27 protein-coding genes are annotated in these 24,080 nt (G+C 38.3%); 13 read left to right on the top strand and 14 right to left on the bottom strand.

Annotation, left to right across the window (positions count from 1 at the left end; all coding sequences use genetic code 11):
- Positions 1 to 414: 414 nt before the first annotated feature.
- The 6 genes from ACQ86H_RS28770 to ACQ86H_RS28745 form a co-directional block, all read right to left on the bottom strand.
- Complete coding sequence (locus ACQ86H_RS28770) at positions 415 to 1,029, bottom strand: ABC transporter ATP-binding protein (protein WP_138819319.1); 615 nt, start codon at positions 1,027 to 1,029, stop codon at positions 415 to 417.
- Positions 1,030 to 1,033: 4 nt separating this feature from the next.
- Positions 1,034 to 1,516, bottom strand: a complete 483-nt coding sequence (locus tag ACQ86H_RS28765; protein ID WP_431293281.1) for a GNAT family N-acetyltransferase — start codon at positions 1,514 to 1,516, stop codon at positions 1,034 to 1,036.
- A gap of 43 nt (positions 1,517 to 1,559) precedes the next feature.
- Entirely contained in the window at positions 1,560 to 2,345 is a 786-nt protein-coding gene (gene lpxA, locus ACQ86H_RS28760; protein ID WP_025141731.1) for an acyl-ACP--UDP-N-acetylglucosamine O-acyltransferase, read from the bottom strand.
- A complete protein-coding gene (locus ACQ86H_RS28755; protein WP_431293280.1) occupies positions 2,345 to 3,757 on the bottom strand; it encodes a bifunctional UDP-3-O-[3-hydroxymyristoyl] N-acetylglucosamine deacetylase/3-hydroxyacyl-ACP dehydratase in 1,413 nt (470 codons plus the stop codon). Before ACQ86H_RS28755 ends, lpxA begins: the two co-directional genes overlap by 1 nt.
- Entirely contained in the window at positions 3,747 to 4,823 is a 1,077-nt protein-coding gene (gene lpxD / locus ACQ86H_RS28750; RefSeq protein ID WP_138819322.1) for a UDP-3-O-(3-hydroxymyristoyl)glucosamine N-acyltransferase, read from the bottom strand. The genes ACQ86H_RS28755 and lpxD overlap by 11 nt, the downstream gene beginning before the upstream one ends.
- Positions 4,824 to 4,945: 122 nt before the next feature.
- Positions 4,946 to 6,169: an HD domain-containing protein gene (locus ACQ86H_RS28745; protein ID WP_431293279.1), complete on the bottom strand. Its 1,224-nt coding sequence runs from the start codon at positions 6,167 to 6,169 to the stop codon at positions 4,946 to 4,948.
- A 111-nt stretch (positions 6,170 to 6,280) separates the two neighbouring features.
- On the opposite strand from ACQ86H_RS28745, the gene ACQ86H_RS28740 reads away from it, so the two are divergent.
- From ACQ86H_RS28740 to ACQ86H_RS28725, 4 genes are all read left to right on the top strand, one after another.
- Entirely contained in the window at positions 6,281 to 7,834 is a 1,554-nt protein-coding gene (locus ACQ86H_RS28740; RefSeq protein ID WP_138819323.1) for a PglZ domain-containing protein, read from the top strand.
- A 154-nt stretch (positions 7,835 to 7,988) separates the two neighbouring features.
- Positions 7,989 to 8,405: a tRNA (adenosine(37)-N6)-threonylcarbamoyltransferase complex ATPase subunit type 1 TsaE gene (gene tsaE, locus ACQ86H_RS28735; RefSeq protein WP_431293278.1), complete on the top strand. Its 417-nt coding sequence runs from the start codon at positions 7,989 to 7,991 to the stop codon at positions 8,403 to 8,405.
- Between the two features lie 72 nt (positions 8,406 to 8,477).
- A complete protein-coding gene (locus ACQ86H_RS28730; RefSeq protein WP_138819325.1) occupies positions 8,478 to 9,704 on the top strand; it encodes an alanine dehydrogenase in 1,227 nt (408 codons plus the stop codon).
- 99 nt (positions 9,705 to 9,803) lie between these two features.
- Positions 9,804 to 10,487 carry a M15 family metallopeptidase gene (locus tag ACQ86H_RS28725; protein ID WP_431293277.1) on the top strand — a complete coding sequence of 228 codons (684 nt, stop codon included), beginning with the start codon at positions 9,804 to 9,806 and terminating at the stop codon, positions 10,485 to 10,487.
- Between the two features lie 229 nt (positions 10,488 to 10,716).
- Here the strand turns inward: ACQ86H_RS28725 and ACQ86H_RS28720 are convergent, their stop codons facing one another.
- The 4 genes from ACQ86H_RS28720 to ACQ86H_RS28705 are packed head-to-tail and all read right to left on the bottom strand — an operon-like array spanning position 10,717 to position 13,496.
- A complete protein-coding gene (locus ACQ86H_RS28720; protein ID WP_431293276.1) occupies positions 10,717 to 11,217 on the bottom strand; it encodes a phosphoglycerate mutase family protein in 501 nt (166 codons plus the stop codon).
- Between the two features lie 37 nt (positions 11,218 to 11,254).
- Positions 11,255 to 12,295, bottom strand: coding sequence for an aminotransferase class I/II-fold pyridoxal phosphate-dependent enzyme (locus ACQ86H_RS28715; RefSeq protein ID WP_431293275.1), 1,041 nt, complete (start codon positions 12,293 to 12,295; stop codon positions 11,255 to 11,257).
- The gene (locus ACQ86H_RS28710) at positions 12,295 to 12,531 is read right to left on the bottom strand and encodes a D-alanyl-D-alanine carboxypeptidase (protein ID WP_431295494.1); all 237 of its coding nucleotides are present in this window, start codon (positions 12,529 to 12,531) and stop codon (positions 12,295 to 12,297) included. The genes ACQ86H_RS28715 and ACQ86H_RS28710 overlap by 1 nt, the downstream gene beginning before the upstream one ends.
- A gap of 26 nt (positions 12,532 to 12,557) precedes the next feature.
- Complete coding sequence (locus ACQ86H_RS28705) at positions 12,558 to 13,496, bottom strand: D-alanyl-D-alanine carboxypeptidase (protein ID WP_431293274.1); 939 nt, start codon at positions 13,494 to 13,496, stop codon at positions 12,558 to 12,560.
- 177 nt (positions 13,497 to 13,673) lie between these two features.
- On the opposite strand from ACQ86H_RS28705, the gene ACQ86H_RS28700 reads away from it, so the two are divergent.
- The 8 genes from ACQ86H_RS28700 to ACQ86H_RS28665 all read left to right on the top strand — a co-directional run bounded on the left by ACQ86H_RS28700 (position 13,674) and on the right by ACQ86H_RS28665 (position 20,508).
- Positions 13,674 to 14,312 carry an aspartyl protease family protein gene (locus ACQ86H_RS28700; RefSeq protein ID WP_431293273.1) on the top strand — a complete coding sequence of 213 codons (639 nt, stop codon included), beginning with the start codon at positions 13,674 to 13,676 and terminating at the stop codon, positions 14,310 to 14,312.
- Between the two features lie 91 nt (positions 14,313 to 14,403).
- Positions 14,404 to 14,919: a PDZ domain-containing protein gene (locus ACQ86H_RS28695; RefSeq protein ID WP_431293272.1), complete on the top strand. Its 516-nt coding sequence runs from the start codon at positions 14,404 to 14,406 to the stop codon at positions 14,917 to 14,919.
- Between the two features lie 90 nt (positions 14,920 to 15,009).
- A complete protein-coding gene (locus tag ACQ86H_RS28690) occupies positions 15,010 to 15,186 on the top strand; it encodes a hypothetical protein (protein ID WP_431293271.1) in 177 nt (58 codons plus the stop codon).
- The gene (locus ACQ86H_RS28685; protein WP_431295493.1) at positions 15,165 to 17,522 is read left to right on the top strand and encodes a zinc-dependent metalloprotease; all 2,358 of its coding nucleotides are present in this window, start codon (positions 15,165 to 15,167) and stop codon (positions 17,520 to 17,522) included. The genes ACQ86H_RS28690 and ACQ86H_RS28685 overlap by 22 nt, the downstream gene beginning before the upstream one ends.
- 225 nt (positions 17,523 to 17,747) lie before the next feature.
- Positions 17,748 to 18,506, top strand: coding sequence for a phosphodiester glycosidase family protein (locus ACQ86H_RS28680; RefSeq protein ID WP_431293270.1), 759 nt, complete (start codon positions 17,748 to 17,750; stop codon positions 18,504 to 18,506).
- A 231-nt stretch (positions 18,507 to 18,737) separates the two neighbouring features.
- Positions 18,738 to 19,493 carry a hypothetical protein gene (locus ACQ86H_RS28675; protein WP_431293269.1) on the top strand — a complete coding sequence of 252 codons (756 nt, stop codon included), beginning with the start codon at positions 18,738 to 18,740 and terminating at the stop codon, positions 19,491 to 19,493.
- A gap of 217 nt (positions 19,494 to 19,710) precedes the next feature.
- A complete protein-coding gene (locus ACQ86H_RS28670) occupies positions 19,711 to 19,902 on the top strand; it encodes a cold-shock protein (protein WP_010599196.1) in 192 nt (63 codons plus the stop codon).
- Between the two features lie 78 nt (positions 19,903 to 19,980).
- Entirely contained in the window at positions 19,981 to 20,508 is a 528-nt protein-coding gene (locus tag ACQ86H_RS28665) for an RBBP9/YdeN family alpha/beta hydrolase (RefSeq protein WP_138819333.1), read from the top strand.
- Between the two features lie 97 nt (positions 20,509 to 20,605).
- Here ACQ86H_RS28665 and ACQ86H_RS28660 read toward each other — a convergent pair whose 3' ends face one another.
- From ACQ86H_RS28660 to ACQ86H_RS28645, 4 genes are all read right to left on the bottom strand, one after another.
- The gene (locus tag ACQ86H_RS28660; RefSeq protein ID WP_431293268.1) at positions 20,606 to 20,917 is read right to left on the bottom strand and encodes a hypothetical protein; all 312 of its coding nucleotides are present in this window, start codon (positions 20,915 to 20,917) and stop codon (positions 20,606 to 20,608) included.
- 166 nt (positions 20,918 to 21,083) lie between these two features.
- The gene (locus tag ACQ86H_RS28655) at positions 21,084 to 21,665 is read right to left on the bottom strand and encodes an RNA polymerase sigma factor (protein WP_431293267.1); all 582 of its coding nucleotides are present in this window, start codon (positions 21,663 to 21,665) and stop codon (positions 21,084 to 21,086) included.
- 826 nt (positions 21,666 to 22,491) lie between these two features.
- Positions 22,492 to 22,812: a DMT family transporter gene (locus ACQ86H_RS28650; RefSeq protein WP_138819336.1), complete on the bottom strand. Its 321-nt coding sequence runs from the start codon at positions 22,810 to 22,812 to the stop codon at positions 22,492 to 22,494.
- Positions 22,813 to 22,881: 69 nt separating this feature from the next.
- Complete coding sequence (locus ACQ86H_RS28645) at positions 22,882 to 23,448, bottom strand: Crp/Fnr family transcriptional regulator (RefSeq protein WP_431293266.1); 567 nt, start codon at positions 23,446 to 23,448, stop codon at positions 22,882 to 22,884.
- Positions 23,449 to 23,674: 226 nt separating this feature from the next.
- Between ACQ86H_RS28645 and ACQ86H_RS28640 the strand changes: the two genes are divergently transcribed.
- Positions 23,675 to 24,037 (top strand): DUF6249 domain-containing protein, encoded by a 363-nt coding sequence (locus ACQ86H_RS28640; RefSeq protein WP_138819338.1) that lies wholly within the window; start codon positions 23,675 to 23,677, stop codon positions 24,035 to 24,037.
- Positions 24,038 to 24,080: the final 43 nt, after the last annotated feature.

The raw sequence follows: 24,080 nt of genomic DNA, 5'->3' as shown, positions 1-24,080 counted from the left end.
ATGATGATTTGAAAAGCAAAATCTGTGGTTCATTGGTTCACTAGTCATTAGTTCATTGGGTTCGAAACATAGATAAGATAATTCAGTTTTGTTTTTGCCTTTTTTATGGAGCCTTAACTAAAAAAATCCCCGTATAAAAGAAATGCCTTTGGGAACCACTCCAAAGGCATAATCAACCTAAACCTCAAACTAAACTATGAAAAAATCTTTGCCTTTTAAGGGCTATATTTTGATTCCGCAATGCGGAAAATATGAACATTTCCTGTAGGAGACAAATTAAATAATTGTTTCTCTTTTTGGTGGTGCAAAGGTAAGAACAATTTATCAATTACAAAATATTTTGTGAAAAAATTATTTTTAGTACAAATGTATGACAAAACATACGGTTGATAGAAGGCTTTTATGGGTGTTAAGCTACTTATAATCTGATATTTGTAGCTGTGCTGAGCAGAAATCGTATTCTTGTAGCTGATTGGAGCCAATTATGGTTAAACGTCCTTTCCCAAAAATTTCGATCAGTTCGCGGTACCAATTAATACCTTGAACGTCTAAATTGCTGGTCGGTTCGTCTAAAAATAAAATTGGTGTATCGGTACAGCAGGCTAAAGCTAGTTTAGTTCTTTGCTTCATACCTGATGAGAAGTATTTAATTTCTTTGTTTGCTGCCTTTTCCAAACCTAATATGCCGATCAGCTTTTTGGCATCAAGGCCGGAAGCAAAATTTTTAAACTTAAAATGAAAATCAATGATCTCTTTTAGTGTAAAAGTTTCAACCAGTTCGAGGTAGGGCGCAGCAAGGCTAATGTATCTGTAGATATTTTCGACAGGGATTTCTGCTGTATCTGAAAAGGTAATTTTACCCTCAGAAGGAGATAAGCTGCCGTTTAAAACACTTAGTAAGGTTGATTTGCCTGATCCATTGGGCCCCAATATGGCATAGCTGTTGCCTGTGATGAATTCAGTGCTTAAATCCCTGAAAATCCACTCTTTATTAAACCTTCTGCCAACATTTTGTAAAGTAATATTCATTTGGCTAAGCGTTTGGCGTTTGATGGTGGGCATTAAGTGGTTTGATCATGCAAACGCTATTGTCAACGCCTACATATTGACCGTAATTTGGCATAATTTGATAGCCGATTTTCTGATAAAGCGCTATGGCTTCAGGTTGTTTTTTGCCTGTTTCAAGAACGGTTGCGGTAAAGCCCAGTTCCGTTGCCCAGTTTTCCAATGCAGTTATAATTTTAGCGGCTATACCTTTATTTCTGTAGTTTGGATGCACAAACATCCTTTTTACTTCTGCTTCGGTTGCAGAGAAAGGTTTAATGGCGCCACAACCAACTGGGATATCGTTTTGGTAGGCAACAATCACTTCTTTAATTGCATCAACTTTGTTAAACTGTGCATAAAATGCATGGTCGGCGCCATCCCTAACAGCTAAATCCTGATCCAGCAAGGCAACCAATTGTCTAAAATCGGTATGGTCTGAATCTGTTCTGATTAGCGTTAAATCACTCATGAATATTTGTTTTGCTCTAAGCTTTGGTCTTTCTGCTTTAGGCTTAGCTTCCCATGCCGAAACCCTTCATTACCCCACGGTTAGAGTTACGGATAAAATCAACAATTTCATCACGGATTTCCGTTGGTTTAAATTCGGCTTCGATCATGTCTAAGGCTTTGGTTACGTTGTTGTGTTTTACAAAAAGTACACGGTAAATTTCCTGAATTTCATCGATTTGCTCATTGGTGAAACCTCTTCTACGCAAACCCACAGAGTTAATACCCGCATAAGAAAGTGGCTCGCGAGCTGCTTTAACATAAGGAGGAACGTCTTTACGCACCAATGAACCACCAGTTACAAAGGCATAAGAGCCTACTTTAACGAATTGGTGTATAGCTACCAAGCCTGCCAAGACTACGTTGTTTCCAATAGTAATGTGGCCAGCAAGTGTGGTGCTGTTGGAGAAAATGCAGTTATTTCCAACCTCGCAATCGTGAGCGATATGCGAATAAGCCTGAATTAGACAATTACTGCCTATGGTAGTTTTCCATTTGTCTTTAGTGCCACGGTTAATGGTAACGCACTCACGTATAGTCGTATTATCGCCGATTTCTGCAGTAGTAATTTCACCGGCAAATTTTAAATCCTGTGGTTCGCCAGAAATAACCGCACCAGGGAATATGCGGCAATTTTTACCAATACGTGCGCCATCCATAATGGTAACGTTTGATCCAATCCAAGTTCCCTCTCCAATTACAACGTCTTTATGTATTACTACAAAAGGTTCAATTACCACGTTTTCGGCAATTTTTGCCTGAGGATGTATGTATGCTAAGGGTTGTATCATTATTGGGTGGGTTCTGCTTGTTTAACTTTTGAAATTTGAGCCATCATTTCGGCTTCAACAACGATTTTTTCGCCAACCATACCCACACCTTTCATCTGGGCAATACCCCTTCTGATAGGTTCAAGTAGATCGCAACGGAAAACAATTGTATCTCCAGGAAGAACCTGGGCTCTAAAACGTACATTATCTATTTTTAAGAAATAGGTTAAATAATTTCTGGGATCCGGAACGGTACTTAACACTAAAATACCACCAACCTGAGCCATAGCCTCGATCTGGATTACACCCGGAAAAACCGGTGCACCAGGAAAATGACCCTTGAAAAACTCTTCATTCATGGTTACGTTTTTAACGCCTACCACGTGGTTTTTAGAAAGTTCTAATATTTTATCAACGAATAAAAATGGCTGACGGTGTGGTAAAATATCCATGATCTGAACCACGTCATATAATGGTTTTGCACTTGGATCGTAAACCTTTTGTATTTTTTTGTTTTTCTCTTTTTTAATGGCTGCTTTAATTTTTTTAGCAAAAGCAACGTTTGCCGCATGGCCAGGGCGGGCCGCCATAATGTGGCCCTTTAAGTGCATACCAACCAAGGCTAAATCGCCAATCATATCCAAAAGTTTATGGCGGGCAGGCTCATTCTGGTAGCGCAGTTCCATGTTGTTCAAAATCCCCTGTGGGGCAACATCAATGTCCTTGCGGTTAAATAGTTTAGCCAAATGGCTTAATTCATCTTTGGTAACCTCTTTATCTACAATGACAATGGCATTATTTAAATCGCCGCCTTTAATTAGATTGTGCGATAACTGGTACTCTAACTCATGTAAGAAACAGAAAGTACGACAAGAAGCGATTTCTTTTTTAAACTCTGCAATGGTATTAATGCCAGCATGCTGACTGCCCAAAACAGGAGAGTTATAATCGATCATGCAGGTAAAACGGTAATCGTCTAAAGGCATGGCTACAATTTCTACTTTTCTATCTTCTTCAGTATAAGTAATGTTATGGGGAATGGTAAAATACTCACGATCTGCATTTTGCTCTACTGTTCCTACTTCTTCCAATAAATCAACAAACTGAATAGAGCTCCCATCCATAATCGGAGTTTCGGGTCCGTCTAATTTGATCAGTATGTTATCGAGGTCCATGCCAACCAGTGATGCCATTACGTGTTCTACGGTGCTTACGCTAGCGCCATTCTGGGTAAGCGTGGTGCCTCGTGAGGTATCGGTAACGTTATCTGCATCTGCTTCGATGATCGGGTGGCCATCTAAATCAATACGCTGAAATTTAAAGCCATGATTTTCGGGGGCCGGGCAAAATGTTAAAGTCACATTAGCGCCTGTGTGTAAACCTACACCAGATGCTGATATTTCCTGTTTAATCGTTTTTTGTCTAACGTTCATTGTGTATTGTATTCTTTTCCAGTTCAGCAGTAAGCTTTTTCAATTCCTCTTCGAGCGCATTTATTCTTTTCTCTACATCTGGAAGATGTTTGAAAATGACTGAGGCACGCATCCAATTGCGCAATGGTTGCGCCGGACTACCGTGCCATTGTTTATTTTCTTCTGTGATATTAAAATTTATACCGGCCTGAGCACCAATCTGTGTGCCCTTTGCTAAGGTTAAGTGCCCGGCTATCCCAACTTGCCCGCCAACAACACTGTTTGGGCCAATTTTTGTGCTTCCGGATATACCCGACTGGGCGGCTAAAACAGTGTTTTCGCCAATTTCTACGTTATGGGCAATTTGGATCAGATTATCGATTTTTGCGCCTTTCTTTACAATTGTTGATCCCATTGTTGCACGATCTACAGTGGTATTTGCACCAATTTCTACGTCGTCTTCGATGATAACGTTTCCAATCTGCGGGATTTTATTGTAAGTTCCATCTTTTTGTGGGGCGAAACCAAAACCATCACTTCCAATAACGGTATTAGCATGGATGACCACCCTGCTACCGATTATAGAATTGTGGTAAATTTTTACACCAGGGAAAAAAGTGCTGTTTTTTCCAATTTTAGAATTTGCGCCGATAAAGGTTTGCGCATTTATTTTACAACCATCGGCAATCTCTACATTTTCGGCAACGTAGGCAAATGCATCAATAAACACATTATTGCCGATTTTTGCTGTAGAGTGAACGAAGGCAAGTTTATCAATCCCGGATTGTATTGCAGGGGCATTAATCGCTTCGTTATATTTATCAAGTAAAACCGTAAAAGCACTATATGGATTTTCAACACGTATAAGTGTGCTGGTATAAGGCTGGGTAGGAGCAAAGTCTTTTGATACGATAACAACTGACGCCTGAGTAGAATACAAAAAGTTTTCGTACTTAGGGTTAGAAAGAAAAGACAAAGAGCCTTCTTTCCCGTCTTCTATTTTAGAAAGTTCGGTAACGGCTACATCAGGGTTACCATCAATGGAACCGTTTAGAAACTGACTTATCTGCGTGGCAGTAAATTGCATCGTACAAAGGTATATGTTAAATTGATATGAACAAAAAAACCTGCTCTGGTTAAGCTGTGTATATTTTACACAATAATAAGACTTAAAACGGCACTAAAAGTTAAATATTTTGTTAAATAACCTTAAATCCCTCTGGGGTAACAGAGAATATATTTTTCTACAGTTTTTTGCAGAGACTCCAGATTAGACAAATCAGAAGCCTTTGCAATATCAAGAATATCGTTATTCTTCATTAAAATCTTAATATTTCCTACACCTGCATTATACGCGCGGTTTTGTATAGAATTGGTAAAGACAAAATATCTGGCCTCTTCTGGCTTAATTTCTAATAAGCTGACTGCAGCACCCTGCAAAAAGTTTACGCGGTCGCTATTTGCCATTTCGTTGCCCATTTCCACTTTATAAAGATTTCTGGAAGTAAGCATTTTACATAACGCAGACAAAATTTTATCATCATGTTTGGTCCAAACCTTAACGGCTGCATAAATATCCTGGTCATCAATATTGGTGAAATGCTCAAGATTTTCGTGATGCGCAAAGAAATTAGCTTCGTTGATATCGTTTTTTAGAAAATAATTTAAGGATGGTGAAGCAAATAAGTTTTCGCCAGCTGCGGATAATTCTTTTGCACGTTCTAATAATTTCACTAAAATCATCTCGCCTGATATTACTGTTTTATGCAGATAAACCTGCCAATACATCAGCCTGCGGGCAATTAAAAATTTCTCAATCGAATAAATGCCTTTCTCCTCGATCACCAGGTCATCATCATAAACGTTAAACATTTTAATAATCCGGTCGAAACTGATTACGCCTTCGCTAACGCCCGTAAAAAAGCTATCACGGTTTAAATAATCCATTCTATCTAAATCCAACTGACCTGAAATCAATTGGTGTAGGAATTTTTTAGGATAGGTGCCGTTAAAAATCTCAATGGCATGGGTTAAACGGCCATCGAAATGTGCATTTAGATCATGCATCAGTTTTGCGGAGATATCTTCATGCCTGATTCCGGTAACCAAAGAATGCTCCAGTGCATGGGAAAACGGTCCGTGACCAATATCGTGCAGTAAAATGGCCAAAATGGCTGCTTCTTCTTCGCCTTCGGTTATGGTATGGCCTTTACTTTTTAACAGATTGATGGCCAGACTCATTAAATGCATGGCTCCCAAAGCATGGTGAAAACGGGTATGTAAAGCCCCTGGATAGACTAAATGTGTCATTCCGAGCTGTTTTATGTAGCGCAAACGCTGGAAATAGGGATGCGAAATTACATCATAAACCAATTCGGATGGAATACTGATGAATCCGTAAACCGGATCATTAATTATTTTCTTCTTGTTCAATCGTTAAAAATAGTTAAATAGCTAGATACGGTACAAAAATTGCTATTTTTATTCACAGTTTGATTTACCTGCCGAAATTAAAGGGCAATACATACCTATTTTTACAAAAACATGCAAGAAACTAAGATATTATGGGCCGATGATGAAATCGATCTGTTAAAACCTCATATATTATTATTAAATGATAAAGGTTACCATGTAACTACATTTACCAATGGAAACGATGCTTTAGAGGCATTTGGGAAAACTCACTTCGACCTGGTTTTTCTTGATGAGAACATGCCGGGCATGAGTGGTATTGAAACGCTTTCTGCCATTAAGAATTTAAATCCAGATGTGCCGGTAGTTTTGATTACCAAAAGCGAGGAAGAAAATTTAATGGAAGATGCGATAGGCAGTAAAATTGATGATTATCTGATCAAACCTGTAAATCCTAAACAGGTATTGCTTACCATTAAAAAACTGATTGATAATAAACGTTTGGTAAGCGAAAAAACTTCAATGGCTTATCAACAGGATTTTCGCCGTTTGGGCATGACTTTAGGCGACAGGCTTAACTATGAAGAGTGGGTTGATGTGTATAAAAAAATTGTTTTCTGGGAACTTGAATTAGAAAAGCTGGATGATCCTCAGATGCATGAAATTTTAACGATGCAGAAACAGGAGGCCAATACACAGTTCACTAAATTTATCGAAGAAAATTACCTCGACTGGATCAAGAATAAGGACAAAGCACCTTTACTTTCGAATGAATTGTTGAAGAAAAAGGCTTTCCCTCATATTAACGATACTACACCTGTATTTTTTATCCTGATTGACAATTTACGTTACGATCAATGGAAAATCATTAATCCGTTAATTTCTGAATATTTCAGGATTGATGAGGAGGATATGTACACGAGTATTTTGCCAACGGCGACACAATATGCCCGTAATGCTATTTTTTCGGGTATGATGCCATTAGATATGGAGAAACGTTTTCCTCAGCTTTGGCAGAATGATGATGATGAGGGAGGAAAAAATATGCATGAAGAGGCTTTTCTGGCTGACAACATTAAGCGCAGCTTAAGAAAAGAGTGTAAATTCAGTTATAATAAAATTTTAACTTTCGAACAGGGAAAAGATTTGGTTGAGCAGACCAATAACCTGTTGCAGAACGATTTTAACGCCATTGTATTCAATTTTGTTGATATGCTGAGCCATGCGCGTACGGATATGCAGATGATCCGTGAGCTGGCCAATGATGACGCAGCTTACCGCTCGTTAACTTTATCCTGGTTTGAGCATTCGCCACTTTGGGATTTATTGAAAAAAATCTCTCAAAAACAGGTTAAAGTGATCATTACTACTGACCATGGAACCATCCGTGTTAAAAAACCGGTTAAAGTAATTGGCGATAGGAGCACAAACACCAATTTAAGATACAAACAAGGTAGAAACCTTAATTTTAATGCAAAAGAGGTGTTTTTAATTAAAAACCCTCACGATGCCTTATTGCCAAAAATCAATATCAGCAGCAGTTATATTTTTGCAAGGGAAGATAGTTATTTCGTTTACCCGAACAACTACAATCAATTTGTAAACTACTATAACGAAACCTTCCAGCACGGGGGGATTTCGTTAGAGGAAATGATTATTCCGGTAGTGACATATTCGCCGAGGTAGAATATAAATAAGTCGTCATTTCGACTCGAGCATAGCGGAATGGAGAAATCTTTGACGAGATGATTCGGGTAAGATTTCTCCGCTACGGTCGAAACGATGTATAAAAGGCAAAAGCAATGCAATTATGTATTACTTTTGCCTTTATTCTTTAAAAATGGATATTGAAGTAAATAGTTTAGCCAATTTACCTGTTGTGGCACAACAGCTTTCAGATTTTGCGGGCAGTGAGAAAGTCTTCATTTTTGAAGGCGATATGGGCGCCGGGAAAACCACTTTTATCAAAATTTTCTGTAAACATTTAGGGATAGAAGATGTGGTTTCGAGCCCAACCTATTCTATCGTGAATGAATATGAAAGCCCTGATGGTCCCGTGTTTCATTTCGATTTTTACCGTATAAAAGATATCCGTGAGGCGTACGACCTGGGCTATGAGGAATATTTTTATGGCAGCGGTATCTGTTTAATCGAATGGCCTGAAAGGGTAGAAGAATTACTACCCGAAAACTACATTAAAGTGGAGATAAATGTGCTGGCTGAAGATCGCAGATTATTCAAACTCTCGAAGGTATAACAATTAGTTATCAATAAATTAACAGATTTTCCGTACCTTGAACGACCTAAAACTATCAAATATTAATTCAACATGGCTACAGGATTACGCGAAGGAATGGCCGATATAGCTCGTCAGGGTTTACTACAAACGCAAGAAGCAAAGTTAGAAACCAGAAATAAAAAAAACAGTCTATACATAGGAATACCAAAGGAAATTTCTTTCCAGGAAAATAGAATTGCATTAACTCCTTTATCTGTTGCGTTATTGGTAAACAACGGACATCGTGTTGTTTTAGAAAGTGGTGCAGGTATTGCCGCGAATTTTTCTGACACTGAATATGCCGAGCAGGGAGCCAAAATTGCCTATAACAAAAAGGAAGTTTTTGATGCGGATATCCTGGTGAAAATTGCCCCTCCCATGCTGGAAGAGATTGAAATGATGCATAAGGGGCAAACACTTATTTCTTCTTTACAAACCGGAACGCTAAAGCAGGATTATCTAAAAGCATTGATGCATAAAAAAATTAATGCGTTGTGTTTTGAAAACCTCCGAGACGAAGGCAATATTTTGAGTGTGGTTCGGGCCATGAGTGAAATTGTGGGATCTACCTCTATTTTAATAGCGGCAGAATACCTGAGCAATGTAACAGGAGGTAAAGGATTAATGTTAGGCGGTTTTACCGGTGTGCCGCCAACTGAAATTGTTATTTTAGGTGCGGGTACCGTTGGCGAATATGCAGCCAGAACAGCTTTGGCCTTAGGTGCCGAGGTGAAGGTTTTTGACAGTTCTATCTACCGTTTACGCCGTTTACAAAATAATTTGGGCAGCAGGGTTTTTACTTCAGTAATGCAGCCTATCGTATTGAATAAAGCCATTATAACCTGCGATGTAGTGATTGGCGCCATTCGTGCCAGTCATGGCCGTAGCCCTTGCGTGGTAATGGAAGAAACTGTTGCCCGCATGAAACCTCACTCTGTGGTAATTGATGTCAGTATTGATCAGGGTGGTTGTTTTGAAACCTCTGAAGTAACCAATCATACCAATCCGGTTTTCAGGAAGTATGACGTCATCCATTACTGTGTGCCAAATATTGCCTCGCGTGTGCCAAGAACGGCTTCTTATGCCTTAACTAACATTTTTGCGCCTATTTTATTGGATATTGGTGAATTTGGAGGTTTAATGAATATGGTTTGGAATAATCCTGGTATCCGCGAAGCACTTTACATTTACCAGGGAAACTGTACCAATAAAGATCTGGCTGATATGTTTAATTTGCCGTTTAAGGATTTGGAACTGTTGGTGGTTTCTAATCAATAAAAGATGTAAGATGGACAATGTACAACGGATGATGTGAGATGGAAATATCTTCATACTTGTATCTAACATCTTGATACTTATTTCTTATGCTACTAAAATATGAAATTCAATCTGCTAGCTTTATTCTTTTTCATTTCTGTTGCTGTAAATGCCCAAAATAAACCCCTTGCGATAAAAAAACTGGTTATCGTAAATTCTTACAACCAATATCTGGCTTCTGTAAAATCGAATCCGAATAACGAACTGGTTGAAATCAAAAAAGTCATTCCAACAATTAAGCTGGATATCCGTTACGCGACCAGGAATAATTTTATGCAGCAGGTCATGTATAAACAGGCGAGGGCTTTTGCCCGTAAACCTGTAGTTGAGGCCTTAAAGAAAATTCAAAAGGAACTAAGTAAAAAAGGTTACGGTTTAAAAATATTTGATGGTTACCGACCGTACGCCATTACTGTTGAGTTTTATAAAAAAGCAAGCGATAAAAATTTTGTAGCCAATCCGGCAAAAGGATCTAAACACAATAGGGGCTGTGCAGTAGATTTAACACTAATTAACCTGAAAACAGGTAAGGAATTGGTGATGCCAACGCCTTATGATAGTTTTTCGGCAGCCGCCGCCGCAAAGTATGACAATGTATCACCCGAAGCCAGGAAAAACCGCGATTTCCTGATTGCTATCATGGCAAAATACCAGATGAATGTGCTGGAAAATGAATGGTGGCATTATGATTTCTTGGGGTGGAGAAGTTATGATTTAATGGATATTCCTTTCGAGAAATTGTAGTTCATTAGTTCAATTGTCATTGGTTCATTGGTGTTGGGAGCATAACAATTAGTTGCGTCATTTCGATCCGATAGCTAGCTATCGGATGAAACACAGTGGAATGGAGAAATCTATTCGTAGTAGTATAATAACCTGCCTAAACTAAATTATTATTCGTGGTGTAGGATGTTACCATCTTACACTAAATTTATCTCTCCAATTTTCAGGTGATAACACCTGACAGCACAAACTACAAGTGGTGCGGCCTGCCGTATTGATCCATTTTAACCCTTGCTTTATCTTCTTTTACCGATAATTCAAAAATGTAATCGTAATCATCATCAGTCAATTCCTCTTTTGGCCTTTTACCGCCAAGGGCTTCAATAATTTCGAGTACGGTATTGGAATGAGCTGCAACCATCACCGTTTTACCTACATAATTGGTCTTAATGGTATCCACAAGCGATTTAATATCTTTATAATTAATTACTTTTGGGATCACCAACGAATCTAAGGTTTGATGGGTTCTTTTTGTCGGAGTGGCGAAGGCAATATCAAATTTTACCTTTTTTAAATACTTTGCTAAATCGGCAACACGGATTTTTCCCTCATCCGATAGGCTGGGATCGGTATCCTGTGGGTTTGATTTATCCTTCTCAGCATGTCTAACAATCCATACGGTGGTGGTTTGTGCTGAAATGACATTAACAAAAAGAAGGCTTAACGACAGGAATACAAGCAGTTTTTTCATGTCATAAATATTCAAAAATTAATTGGATAAGGAAAGGTTAAAAATTTAAGGCTTTTATTAAGCGATCAATATCTTCTTTTTCGTGCCAGCTGCTCAAAACAATTCGATTTATCGGCTCAGATTCGGGTTTTGGGTAGGGGAAAGATGAAATCAGAATCTTTTCTTTTAACAAGCGGTTTACTAAAGTAGCATCTTGTGCTAAGAATGCAGGAAACATTGGTTCAAAAGCCCATGTTTTATTTAAACCGGCAGTAAGTAACTTTATATTTTCCTGCAATCTTGTCCATGCATTGTGGTAAATTTTTTGGGCATTGATAAAGGCAAAAAGGCTGGCTGCAGATGGAGGGGATGCTCCAACAAAAGTATTGCTGTTTTTTAGTTTGGCGATAACGGCACCAGAGCCTAACACCAATCCTGCATCAACTCCTAACGCTTTTGCCATTGAGGCCACAACAATGCGTTCGATATTGGCCTTAACCGGAAGGTTGATAAACGCACCCATCCCATTATTATTAACCCCTATGCCATGTGAATCATCAACAATTAAGATAACCTTTTTTTCTGGCTGTATTTTGGTTAAAAAGTTAAAATCATAAATTTCAGGAAACAGATTGTTCATGGAGTTGCTGATCAGCACCCATGTTTTTTCATTGGACGTATTGATGAGGTTTATTGTTTCCTTCTTCCAGTCATTAAATGTTTGCTGATTGGCTGACTGATCGGTTAACCAAAGCGCAGGGTGCGTAGTTGGAGCATAAATTACTTTACCTAATATAGATAAGCTTTTAACGGTAAGTTGCGCGGCTAAATATCCGCTCGAAGTAATGAGCGCTGCTTCTGCTCCATACCGCCCGGCGGCTACTTTTTCTGCTTCATCATAAATACCCAGTTGAATATTATTGGTACGGCTAGTTCCATTATTTAAGCCAAATTTCTTGATCCCTTCCAGATATAAATTGATAAAAGCCTGATTTTTTGGAATACCCAGGTACGCCGTTCCGCCAAAATACAGGTAGGAATTACCATGAATCTTGATTGTATTCGAAAAAGGCTGATTTATCGATTTAAAATCTGGCATCAAAAATTATTATGTATGTAAGTTACTATCCTTACCATCTCGGCACGTACTTCTGCAGTTGGTTTTACAAAATTATTGTTCATAAAGGAATAGATATACGTTTTCCCTTTTTTTGTCAATACATACCCACTTTGGTTATGCACACCACCTAATGAACCTGTTTTGCCGTAAACATAAGGTTTATCGGTTTTTGGATAAGCACTTTTTAAGGTTCCGCTTTTTCCTCCGGCAGGCAGTAGATCAAAAAGTTTTTCCGGATTGTTTACCAGCCTATAGATAGAATCGAGGAGGTATACATTATCGCGGGGGTAAATAAATTCTGACGGGACAAACCAGATCCGTCAGCCCATTTTACTTTATCAGGCAAAAAAGAAAGGTAGTTTTTTGTAATATAATCAATGGCTTTCGTTGTACTCAATGTATCGCCAATCTGGTTGGAGCAAACCAAAAGTAAATGTTCGGCGATAAAATTATCGCTGGGTAACATCATGTGTTTTAAAACCGAATCGCGTTTTGCGCCCTGCAAAATTTTGGCATCCGAAGGAATTTTAAAATCAATAAGTCCAACAGGCTTGTGTAGTGTATCCGATAATACTTCAACGGTAACCTGTGCGCTGGTTTTATATGGGTTTTGCTGGTTATAGCCGGGTTTTACAGCAACGGCAGGATAATGGAAGTTATTGGTTAAAAAATCGCGTGTTACCTGAAAATTACCTGTGTTTTTTGTCGAATCTACTTTAAAACATGGTGCAAAAACTTTGGGTTCGATGTTGATTTGATTTGGACCAGCATAAGTAGAGGTTACCATGTTATCCATAATCGGCATTTCGGTAATTTCCGGCTGATAATAATAATCGTAATCATCCCACGACCAGCCATCGCCAAAGAAATTGCCCGAATATCGGCCAGGAGAAAAGAATAGTTTTTTATTTGATGACAGGAGAAAATGGTATGCCGATTTGTCTTTTACCGCGAATTGTAAAAAAGCCGGATCTCCGGTTCCCCAAAAAATCAATGAATCATTTCGCTCAATGTATTTTAAGGCTGGCATTAAATCTGGCAGCATTTTTAAGCTTGCAAAAAAGGTATATAATTTGGTATTAGACGCCGGAGTAAAATACTTATCCGCATCTTTCTGAAAAATCATTTTTTTATCTGTTGGATTATAAAGCGCAAAACCAACCTGATATTGTTTAATCACCTGCGAATTTTTGAATTCTTTAGCTACTTTTTTTGAAATGATCTTATTCGTTGAACAACCAGTTAACAGGCAAATGGATAGAACAAACGTAAGAAAAATAAAATTATGATTTTTTGAGGGGAACATGTGCTAAATTTAGGAGGCATAATTATCAACTAATTTATTAAATTTAGTTTAATGTTAACCAAATATAGTTCCGGTGTAATAATCTGTTTACGTAAACTGACCATTTGCCTGGGCCTGGTATTTTTTATGCTTTCAGTTTCGGGACAGGAATTTCTTTTTAAAAGAAACCGGCAAAAGCAATCCATTTCTTTTAAATGTATCAAAAACCTAATGGTTATTCCGGTATTTGTAAATGGAAAAGGGCCATACGATTTTGTTCTTGACACTGGGGTTGGTCCCATGATTATTACCGATCCATCTATTATCGATTCGTTAAATTTTAGTAATCTCCGTAAAATTAAAGTTTCTGGGTTGGGAATCGAAACCATTGAGGCCTATGTATCTCAAAGCCTTGATGTAAAAGTAGGTAGTACAAGCATTAAGTATATACCAACGGCGATCTTAAAAGAAGATCTCTTTAACTTGTCGGGACATTTAGGTCTGAAAATTTATGGATTGTTGGGTTTTAGTTTTTTTAACAGCTTTATTGTTGATATCCGCTATAGCGAAAATAGGTTGATTATTTACGATCGGGATGCAAAAGTTAAATACCGCGGAAAAAAATCCCGATTGAGATCGAAAATCAGAAACCTTATGTTGTTGGTGATGTTGAACTTCCTGATGGGAAATCGATCAACGCCAGATTCTTAATGGATACTGGTGCAAGTCACGCGCTTTCCCTCGAAATGTTACAGGGCAGTGAATATCCCTTGCCCGAAAAAAAATAAAGGCCAATTTGGGGATGAGCCTCAGCGGACAGATTAAAGGTTACATCGGCAGGGTGGGCAAATTTAGTTTAGGAAATTATGTTTTTAATGATGTTGTTGCCGGATTCCCGGATTTTAAAAGCATTGCAGAAAAAATCGACCTATCTAAACGAAATGGGAATTTAGGCGCCGATTTACTTCGGAGATTTAATATTCAGTTCAACTATCAGGATGGCTTTATTTATCTTAAAACCAATGGATTAAGTAAAATTCCTTTTGAACACGATATGGTAGGTATGGTACTTTATCTTGATCAGAAAGAATATAAAAGAGTTCTGATTGGAGAAATAGACGAAAATAGTCCGGCAGAAAAAGCGGGTTTGTGTACCGACGATGAAATTATTGCGGTAAACTTTAAAAACATTGATGCTTATTCTTTGAACGATCTTAACGAAATGTTTAAATCGAAAGCAGACAGAAATATAATTTTGGAAATTTTTAGAGATAATCAAGTCTATTTTAAAGTGATTCGCCTAGAAAAGAGGATCTGATAAGCGTAATTTTCCAGTTACAAATGTTTAGTCGTGTAACAACACTTTAACTTTAACCTCTTATTGCCAAGCAAACTAACTTTATAACACATGAATAAAAATTTTAAGGTACTTGCCCTCGCAGGTATCGTAGCACTTGGTGTAGCCGGATCAGGTTCGGTATATGCCCAGAAAAAATCTAAAACGACTAAAGGTGCCACTCCAACAACTCCAACCGCAGCCCCGGTAGCAGCAAAAAAGAAGGTATTAAACCATTTGCTGAAATAATTACTTCAAAAGCCAGAACTACAAACGGTTTATTCAAAACACACAAAGTGGACGATAAATGGTATTTTGAGATACCAGATTCGATGATTAACCGCGAAATGCTTGTAGTTACCCGTTTGGCAAAGGTGCCTGCAGGTGTAAAAGTAGGTAACCAGCAATATGGCGGGGAAGAATTAAATGAACAAGTTTGGAAATGGGAGCGCAGGGGAAAACAAGTTTACATCCGCGTACCAAGTTATTCAACTAAGGCCGATCCGAACAGCGATATGTACGAATCGGTACAAAACTCTAATCTTGCACAGATTTTAGCCAGCTTTGAGATTAAAGCCTACAATAAAGATACTACAGGCGTTGTGATTGATGTTACCGATTTTTACAACGGTGATGTAATGGCTATAGGTGCTACTGATCAGATCCGTAAGGCTTATAAAGTTACCATGTACGATGCAACACGTTCTTATATTGATACGGTAAAAACTTTTCCTATTAATGTTGAAGTAAAAACAGCTAAAACATACCGTGCGGCAGAATCTCCAACAGATAACAGCAATGGAGCCGTTACTTTCGAGTTTAATACCTCAATGTTATTATTGCCAAAAATCCCTGTAAAAGCAAGGATAATGGATAGCAGGGTTGGTTTCTTTGGTCAATCTCAGATCGATTACGGGAGCAACGCGCAAAAAGCAGAACGTACAGCCTATATTCACCGCTGGAATCTGGTTCCAAAAGATACCAATGCTTATAAACGTGGCGAATTAGTAGAACCGGTAAAACCTATTGTAATTTATATCGATCCTGCAACACCAAAAAAATGGGTGCCGTTTTTGATCCAGGGGATTAACGATTGGCAGGTAGCATTCGAAGCTGCTGGTTTTAGAAATGCCATAATAGGTAAAGAAGCACCAACACCGGAACAAGATCCTCAGTTTAGCGTAGAAGACTCCAGATACTCTGTGGTTCGTTATTTTGCTTCAGATATTGCAAATGCTTACGGCCCGCACATTAGCGATCCCCGTACCGGTCAGATTTTAGAAACGCATATTGGTTGGTACCATAACGTAATGAACCTATTGCGTAACTGGTATTTTGTACAAACGGCAGCTATTAATCCTGAAGTGCGTAAAGCGCAATTTACTGATGCGCAGATGGGCGAATTGATCCGTTTTGTTTCTTCACACGAAATAGGCCATACTTTAGGTTTGCCACATAACTTTGGCTCAAGCTATGCTTACCCGGTTGATTCTCTACGTTCAAAAACGTTTACAGATAAACATGGTACCGCACCTTCAATTATGGATTATGCGCGTTTTAATTACATTGCTCAACCTGGCGATGGCGTAACCAAACTTCACCCTCAAATTGGAGAATACGATAAATGGGTAGTGAAATGGGGATATACCTGGATTCCTGGAAACAAAACTGCAGAACAGGAAAAAGAAATTTTAGATCAGTGGACTTTAAAAAATGCAGGTAATCCTTTGTATTTCTATGGCCGTCAGGGAACTTCATTAGATCCTCGTTTGCAGAGCGAAGATTTGGGAGACAATGCAATGAAAGCGAGTACCTATGGTATTGCGAATTTAAAACGTATCCTTCCTAATGTAGAAAAATGGACCTATCAGAAAGGAAAAGATTACAGCGATTTAAAAGAAATTTATACTGAAATTGTTGGTCAGTTTAGCCGTTATATGGGGCATGTGGCAACAAATGTTGGTGGTTTAAGCGAAAATTTTAAAACCTACGATCAAAAAGGACCAGTTTATGCCTACTTACCGAAAGCAAAACAAAAAGAAGCCGTTGCTTTTTTCAATCAACAATTATTTACTACCCCACTTTGGTTAATCAGCAACGATCAATTAAGTAAATTTGATAATGGAGTGCTTTTAAACCGGATTAAAGGGGTTCAAACGAATACTTTGGGTAACCTGCTATCGGCATCCCGTATCGCACGTTTATTAGATAACGAAACTAAAAATGGTAGGGCAAAAGCATATACCTTACCTGAGTTATTTGCAGATTTAAGATCGTCGGTATTTGTGGGCGGAAGAGCTGACGCCTTTAAACGTAACTTACAACGTGCGTATGTAGACCGTTTGCAGGATTTAATGACCAAAGATTCAGAACTTCCGGTTGGTTTCCCGGTAGAGTATGCCGCTAGTTATGGTTTAACTCCAATTAATGTTGGTTTGTCAGATATCAGGCCACTGGTTAGAGCAGAGCTGAAAACCTTATTGGCTACTACAAAAGCCAGGGCAGCTGCGGGTGATGCCATTACCAAAGCACATTACGAAGATTTAAATATCAGAATTAAAGATATTTTAGATCCGAAGAAATAATTAATGAGTGAATTACTGAATTAGAGAATGATTGAATAGCGATGCTTCCAATCAATCATTCAAAATTCAAAGAAGCGGAGCAGATCATTAAATTGATCGTTCCGCTTTTTTGTTAAATTAAACCTCGCAGGTTTTAAAAACCTGCGAGGTTTAAAATATTGTATAATTCTTGATGCTTAACTTAAACAACATAACAGTTTTTTAATTTTATACCAAAACAAGGTTATGCTTAAAAAACTATTCTTTGCGCTTGCATTATTTATTTCCGGTTTCTCTGCCTTTGGCCAAAATACCGATTCTATTACCGTTATAAAAGCCAAATGGCAAAAAAACAGGGTGGCAAAACAGGTAATTTTATTCAGGCATCATTTTGATCAGAAAAACCTCTTCGCTGCCAACGAAAATATTTCATTTTTAGAAATAAAAAATACCGGACGTAAAGCTGTATTTGCCATTAGTACAGAAGAAAAAGAATTGGTTACAACGAGTAATTTTGGATTACGCGATACAGCAATTGCTGCGGTTAATGGCAATTTCTTTGATGTGAAAAACGGAGGATCAGTAGATTTTGTCCGTGTGAACGGAAAAATAATCAATACCAACCATTTAGATAAAAACGGAAACCGGGCCAGGCACCAGGAAGCGGCAGTCGTAATGGATAAAGGGAAAATATCGATCAAAAAATGGGATGGATCAACCGGTTGGGAAACAAAGTTGAGTGAACAAAATGTTTTGCTAAACGGACCGTTATTAACCTTAAACCATGTTGATGAAACTTTAGATACCACTGGTTTTAACCGTTTACGCCATCCCCGTACCTGCCTGGGCTTGAAACCAAACGGAAGGGTAATTTTATTGACCGTTGATGGTAGGAATGAAAATTCGGCAGGAATGAGTTTGTTCGAACTCACCAAATTAATGCGTTGGCTGGGCTGTACTTCTGCTATCAATTTCGATGGCGGCGGCTCCACCACCTGTGGGTAAATGGAATGCCTGATGGTGGAGTAATCAATTATCCAGCAGATAATAAAAAATGGGATCATGAGGGGCAGCGGAAAGTGGCCAATGTTATTCTGGTAAAGAAACAGGCCAAAAGATAAAATCCCTGCAACATAACAAGCTTAAAAAAACTTATTTTAGCCGAAGATTTTTGTTGAAATGATTAGAAATACAATATACTTTTCCTTTTTTGTGCTCATGCTCAGTGCCTGTAAAATGGGAACTAAAACCAGCGATCCCACACTTCGGGATTTTACTTTTGAACCTGTTAAAGGCATTCGTTATGTTGAAGTAAAACGCCGGTTTAAAGATGGCTACTCTTTTAATAAGGAAGGTTTTATGCAAAAGCCATCGTGGATAATAGAGGTGGTTAAAGAGGATACGATGTCGGCCTGGAGCCCGCAGAAACATAGGATGCAGAATTTTTACCTGCAGTATGATCATGGAAATGTATATAATTTCGCGGCAGAATTTTTTAAGGTAAAACACATTAGTAAGGACAGTTTGGTTTTTCAACGCGTTCAGGTTGATGGAAAAGTAATTGCTTCGGATATTCGCTCGGACGTAAACATGACCTTTTACGCACAGGAATATATTAAAAACAAATTGAAGGCCAGGGCCGAAGACCTACAAAAACCGACTAAAGCAGACACCGCTTTTATCGAGAAACGTTCTGCTAAAGTTAACGCAAATAGCGATAGTGCTTTCGCCGCTACAAACCCGGTTCAGTTTATCCCTAAAAGCAAAATTGTAAAGGTCGAAAAAATCAGTACGGTAGACCGGACGAATAATAGAACCGAAGCTTATGATTATATGTTCCCACAATATATTATCCGGATAGACCGGGCTTACAAAGATTTTGCTTACCAGGTTGTAGCTATTGTCGATTTTCAAGGAGGAATCCACATAAAAACGGTTTATAATGTGCTTTCTGAGAATGCTGAAGCAAAAAAAAGGTTGCCCAGGGAATAGCCGATATTTATGTTAGAAACCTTTTTGATGTGGCTCCGGGAACAACGTTAGGGATTCCGCATAATAGCGAAATTACCTTAACAATGATTGGGAAGGTAATTAAAAAGCCTTAGTAATCTGCTATTTACAAAATTTTAACGTTAAAAAAATGTTAAAATTTATTTTGATTTTAAAAATTAAAACTTACCTTGCATACTTAATTTTAATATTTAATACAATGCAAGAAGGCACAGTAAAATTCTTCAATGTAACTAAAGGTTTTGGCTTTATCATCCCTGCGAATGGCGATAGCGAAATTTTTGTTCATTCAACAGGTCTTATCGACGAAATCCGTGAAAACGACAAAGTACAGTACGAAGTTGCTAACGGTAAAAAAGGCTTAAACGCCGTTAATGTGAAAGTAATTTAATTTATTTATCATATTTACAGAGAAGGCTGCTTTCTTGCGATGGCGGCCTTTTTTATTTTGTTTTTCTACCTACACATCATGACTTATTACTTTATCATTCCTGGTTTGGGCAATTCTGGCCCTGACCATTGGCAAACGTACTTCGAAAAATCAGGGGATAACTTTATCCGTATTAATCAAAAGGAATGGGATACACCAGCAAATCAGGATTGGATTGAAAACATAGAATCGGCACTCACCGGATATAATTTGGATGATGTGGTTTTAATCGGTCATAGTTTAGGCTGTACAGCCATTGCCAATTGGGCAAAAACTTATCAAAAGAAAATTAAGGGTGCCTTATTGGTTGCGCCCAGCGATATAGAAGCACCAAAGTACAATTTTGATACACCTGGCTTTGATCATGTTCCCTTGGATAAAATAAATTTTAAAACTATCGTAGTAACTAGCGGAAATGATGAATGGGTAACGCTGGAAAGGGCTGAGTTTTTTGCTAAAAATTGGGGAAGTGAATTTATTAATATCGGTAATGCCGGACATATTAATGCTGCCGCGGGCTTTGGTGATTGGCCAAAGGGATTGGAGATTTTGAAAACTTTGGGTTAAAATTTATCTTGCTGAATTCCCACAGATTCCGCGAAAGGCGCAGATGAACATAAATCTGCGTAAATCATTCTGATCTGCGGGAGCTATTTAAGCTATCTTACTTCTGAGCAACTTTTTTCCTTAAAAACTGATCGAGAAAAATTAATCCAATCACCAGATCTGCGAAAAGAAAGGCACAAATAGCCGTTGGCGTGATGTATTTCTCTAAATTTAAATCAAGATTCACCTTCAAATCGAGTTTGGGCATTTCGAAGTTAGCGTTATAAAATACATAACCTAACAAGGCCAGTAAAGAGATAACGAAAAAGCCACCAATACAATAAATAATCTTTTTATCTACCTTGGTTTTCATGGCTAACGGGGCAGGAGATGAAGCAATATTTTCCATCACATTTCTGTTGAAAGACATGGAGGGTTCATCAAGATCGAGTTCGCCAAAAACAGAATTAAGTTTTATCAGTTCCTCGTGCAGCGATTTAATCCTGGCATCCGATTCAATTTTTTCTTCGATGGCTTTTTTGAAGAATCATCCAAATTCCCATCAATATAGTCCCAAAGCTGTTGTTCTATTGTGTTCATAATAATTCCTTTACTTCATCTTTTAACAAATATTGTATTTTTTCTTTAAGTCTTTGCCTTGCCCTGTGCAACTTTACTTTTATAGTGTTGGGCTCCATGTGTAATACTTCCCCAATTTCTTCCAAACTCTGCTCGCCTTTATAAAACAAAGTAATAATAGCGGCATCATCTGGTAAAAGCTGGGTAATGGCAATATTTAAAAAAGCATGGCTATCCAGCTTCTCGTATGCATTTGCGCTAAAACCGGAGGTTAGATTTTCGAGCTGCAAAATGGTCTCTTCATCATGTATTGAAGTGGTGTCTAAACGGTTTTTCCTTAAAAAAGTCATAGCTGTAGTATAGGTAATCGTGTACAGCCAGGTGCTAAACTTCGCTGTTTGTTTAAAAGTACCTAATGCTTTATACGCTTTTACAAAGCAATCCTGCGCAATTTCTTCGGCATCTTCCCTGTTTTTGGCAAATCTTAAAGCAAGCGAGAATACAAATCGTTGATGGCGTTTTACCAACAACCCATACTGATCGGTTTGGCCGTTCAATACATTTTGTATCAGTGCTAAATCGGTAAGTTTTTGCTCCATGTTTAGCTGTAAGACTACATCAAAGATCGGTAGGTTACACTTGGAACATCAATTTATTAAGAGTTTGAGAAGAAATGAGGATTTAAATTTGATTTTTCTTGTGTTTTGAAAATGAAGAGACAGTTTTTCATGGCGGAGGGTAGTCCTGCTGTTCGCTGTAGCCCTCATTCTCGGGGTTGCCATTGCCATCAGGTTTACATACAAAGTTGTGGCGCCTTGAAAACCTAAAAATGAAATGCTGTTCTTGCCATTTAGCCCCGGGTGAAGTATTACCCTGCAGGCTGAGGTACGAAGCCGAAGTGTATAAGCGGAACACGGGAACTAACTTGCTTACTTTCACCGGCATTGCGCTCCAAAAAAATAAGATGCTGATAAACTCAGTATATACATTTTTTGTTATTTGGAAATGAAAGGGCGGTTTTTTCATGGCGGAGGGTAGTCCTGCTGTTCGCTGTAGCCCTCATTCTTCGGGGCTGCCGCTGCCATCAGGTTTAATAACAGCGTACGTGCACCCTGAAACCCAAAAATGGTTACCTCATGTCACTAAGTTAAATGTTTTAATCACAGATGCACACGGATAAACAAGGATTTTATATCTGTGTACATCCTTTTTATCTGTGGTTAAATTATGCCTACCTGCGCCGCGGGCTTAACTTAATGACATTGAGCGTTACCCTGCAGGCCAGGAGGAATCCCGATTCTTCGGGAAAGCGCAATACGCGAATTAACTTATTTAATTGCACAGGCATTGTGCTAGATCCTGGCGAAACTTGCGGAGTTTTGCTTGTGCTCTTGGCCTTATAAACTTCGCAAGTTGGGCCGTGTGCTAATGCGAAGCGAAAAACTTCAGTCCTGCAATTGATCCGATAAGTGTGCAGATAAAAAATATCCGCCAAAAGGTTGCCGGTTCGTTAAAATAGACAATGCCGATAATTACTGTTCCTACAGCACCAATACCTGTCCAAACGGCATAAGCAGTTCCCATGGGTAAAGTTTGGGTTGCTTTATTTAGCAATAAGAAACTTAAAATTATACAGGCAAAAAAAGCGGTACTCCATTTTATATTCGAAAAATTGTTTGATAATTTAAGACAGGTAGTAAAGCCAACTTCGAAAAGGCCGGCTATAATTAAGATAATCCAGTTCATGATAAATGTGTTTCTGCAAAATTACGACACATTTCTCGGGCAACATTTTACAAATGTTAAAAAATGAGTTTATTTATAGGTGGCCCTGATCCGGCTCAAAGTAACCTGTGTTACACCCAGGTAAGAGGCGATGTGTTTTAGGGCCACCCTTTTAATCAGCTCCGGCGATTGTGCTATAAACTCCTGATAACGCTCTGCAGCGCCTTTAAAGGCCCTGTCGATTAATCGTCTTTCAGTAGCAATTAATTCCTGTTCGGCTATTTTTCTGCCCCAGTTGGCAATTTCGAGATTGCGTTTGTAAAGCGAAAAGAGGTCGCTTAACTTTATTTGTAATAAAGTGCTGTTTTCTAACAGTTCAATATTTTCATAACCTGGGCGGTTGTTAATGTAGCTGTTAAACGAAAAAAGTACATCACCATTTTGTCCAAACCAAAAGGTAATCTGCTGGTTTTCGCCATCGCAATATGCGCGGGCAATACCTTTTTCAAGAATATAGAAATGAGATTCTATCTTATCGGCACCGATAATGATCGTTCCTTTTTTGTGTTTGATATGCTTGATATGTATAGTGAACTCACGTAATGAATCATCACTTAATGAGGCAAAAACGGCTATATTTTTAAGTTTTTCAATCAAAATTTAAGGCTCTGAAACAAAAATAGCAATGTTTTAGCTGTGTATGGTCTGGGGATCGATAAATTATATTTATTATTTTCCTTTTTAAAGGTCTGGTGATTGAGAATTGATAATTGAACATTTTTCGCCCTGGGTGTAACCTGATTAAAAAGTATGTAGTCATAATACATAGAACGCGGTTCAATAGAAAATAAATAGAATATTAACACATAAAAAAATTATAATTATGAACGGTATATTAGTTCCCATCTCACTTTTTTTAGGCGGATTCGCAATGGTATTTGGAATCCGTTATTTATCAAATAAAGAGAAAATGGCCATGATTGAACGTGGACTCGATCCGGGCGTTGGTAAATCGGCACCAAGACCTTATTTAAGTTTGAAGTTTGGTTTATTACTCGTGGGTTTGGGTATTGGCCTGCTTACAGCCCTCGCAGTAGTAAGAAATATGTTTGGTGGAGAAATGACTGAAGCAGAAACCTCACAAGCTGTAGCAGTTTATTTTGGTTGCCTGGGTGTTTTTGGTGGTTTAGGCTTAATTGTTTCCTTCGTGATCGAAAAGAAAGCGATTGAGAAAGATAAATTCTAGCCAAGCGTGAAACTAAAACAGACCAGGATCCTCCGGGGCTTTC

This window comes from Pedobacter sp. P26 (assembly GCF_050632135.1).
Classification (GTDB): Bacteria; Bacteroidota; Bacteroidia; order Sphingobacteriales; family Sphingobacteriaceae; genus Pedobacter.
Note: the sequence above shows the minus strand (reverse complement) of the source record. Positions and strands in the feature narration are given on the sequence as shown.

Excerpts from the sequence above, each read along its gene's own strand:
- ACQ86H_RS28770 (WP_138819319.1), bottom strand. The coding sequence starts at position 1,029 with ATGAATATTACTTTACAAAATGTTGGCAGAAGGTTTAATAAAGAGTGG.
- ACQ86H_RS28765 (WP_431293281.1), bottom strand. The coding sequence starts at position 1,516 with ATGAGTGATTTAACGCTAATCAGAACAGATTCAGACCATACCGATTTT.
- lpxA (WP_025141731.1), bottom strand. The coding sequence starts at position 2,345 with ATGATACAACCCTTAGCATACATACATCCTCAGGCAAAAATTGCCGAA.
- ACQ86H_RS28755 (WP_431293280.1), bottom strand. The coding sequence starts at position 3,757 with ATGAACGTTAGACAAAAAACGATTAAACAGGAAATATCAGCATCTGGT.
- lpxD (WP_138819322.1), bottom strand. The coding sequence starts at position 4,823 with ATGCAATTTACTGCCACGCAGATAAGTCAGTTTCTAAACGGTTCCATT.
- ACQ86H_RS28740 (WP_138819323.1), top strand. The coding sequence starts at position 6,281 with ATGCAAGAAACTAAGATATTATGGGCCGATGATGAAATCGATCTGTTA.
- tsaE (WP_431293278.1), top strand. The coding sequence starts at position 7,989 with ATGGATATTGAAGTAAATAGTTTAGCCAATTTACCTGTTGTGGCACAA.
- ACQ86H_RS28730 (WP_138819325.1), top strand. The coding sequence starts at position 8,478 with ATGGCTACAGGATTACGCGAAGGAATGGCCGATATAGCTCGTCAGGGT.
- ACQ86H_RS28725 (WP_431293277.1), top strand. The coding sequence starts at position 9,804 with ATGAAATTCAATCTGCTAGCTTTATTCTTTTTCATTTCTGTTGCTGTA.
- ACQ86H_RS28720 (WP_431293276.1), bottom strand. The coding sequence starts at position 11,217 with ATGAAAAAACTGCTTGTATTCCTGTCGTTAAGCCTTCTTTTTGTTAAT.
- ACQ86H_RS28715 (WP_431293275.1), bottom strand. The coding sequence starts at position 12,295 with ATGCCAGATTTTAAATCGATAAATCAGCCTTTTTCGAATACAATCAAG.
- ACQ86H_RS28700 (WP_431293273.1), top strand. The coding sequence starts at position 13,674 with ATGTTAACCAAATATAGTTCCGGTGTAATAATCTGTTTACGTAAACTG.
- ACQ86H_RS28695 (WP_431293272.1), top strand. The coding sequence starts at position 14,404 with ATGAGCCTCAGCGGACAGATTAAAGGTTACATCGGCAGGGTGGGCAAA.
- ACQ86H_RS28690 (WP_431293271.1), top strand. The coding sequence starts at position 15,010 with ATGAATAAAAATTTTAAGGTACTTGCCCTCGCAGGTATCGTAGCACTT.
- ACQ86H_RS28680 (WP_431293270.1), top strand. The coding sequence starts at position 17,748 with ATGCTTAAAAAACTATTCTTTGCGCTTGCATTATTTATTTCCGGTTTC.
- ACQ86H_RS28675 (WP_431293269.1), top strand. The coding sequence starts at position 18,738 with ATGGGAACTAAAACCAGCGATCCCACACTTCGGGATTTTACTTTTGAA.
- ACQ86H_RS28670 (WP_010599196.1), top strand. The coding sequence starts at position 19,711 with ATGCAAGAAGGCACAGTAAAATTCTTCAATGTAACTAAAGGTTTTGGC.
- ACQ86H_RS28665 (WP_138819333.1), top strand. The coding sequence starts at position 19,981 with ATGACTTATTACTTTATCATTCCTGGTTTGGGCAATTCTGGCCCTGAC.
- ACQ86H_RS28660 (WP_431293268.1), bottom strand. The coding sequence starts at position 20,917 with ATGTCTTTCAACAGAAATGTGATGGAAAATATTGCTTCATCTCCTGCC.
- ACQ86H_RS28655 (WP_431293267.1), bottom strand. The coding sequence starts at position 21,665 with ATGGAGCAAAAACTTACCGATTTAGCACTGATACAAAATGTATTGAAC.
- ACQ86H_RS28650 (WP_138819336.1), bottom strand. The coding sequence starts at position 22,812 with ATGAACTGGATTATCTTAATTATAGCCGGCCTTTTCGAAGTTGGCTTT.
- ACQ86H_RS28640 (WP_138819338.1), top strand. The coding sequence starts at position 23,675 with ATGAACGGTATATTAGTTCCCATCTCACTTTTTTTAGGCGGATTCGCA.